Origin of the sequence: Pseudomonas sp. BP01, from assembly GCF_022760795.1 — a bacterium.
Lineage (GTDB): Bacteria > Pseudomonadota > Gammaproteobacteria > Pseudomonadales > Pseudomonadaceae > Aquipseudomonas > Aquipseudomonas putida_Q.
Genome location: NZ_JAFBKA010000128.1, coordinates 1 through 264, shown reverse-complemented (window position 1 = coordinate 264; position 264 = coordinate 1). Strand labels below are relative to the sequence as shown.

Annotated in this window: 1 protein-coding gene; it reads left to right on the top strand. The window is 62.9% G+C overall.

The genetic code is table 11. The features are described from left to right. On the top strand, positions 1 to 264 hold a 264-nt coding region (locus JOY50_RS29415), incomplete at both ends, for an immunoglobulin-like domain-containing protein (RefSeq protein WP_243056203.1).

Genomic DNA, 264 nt, shown 5'->3' with positions numbered 1-264 from the left:
CGGCAGCCGACATCGGTGGCCGTACCTTCGAGAACCTGCAGCTGGGCGACGCGGCGAAGGTCAACGTCACCGACACCACCGACGAAGTCGTGGCGAAACTGACCGCGACCCCGTCGGTCACCGAAGGTGGCGTGATTACCTACACCGTGACGCTGACCAACAAAGACGGCCTGCCGATCGACAAGCACGCGGCGCTGACCTTTACCCTGGACGATGGCAAAACCACCATCACCATCCCGGCTAACGGTACAACCGGCACTGCGA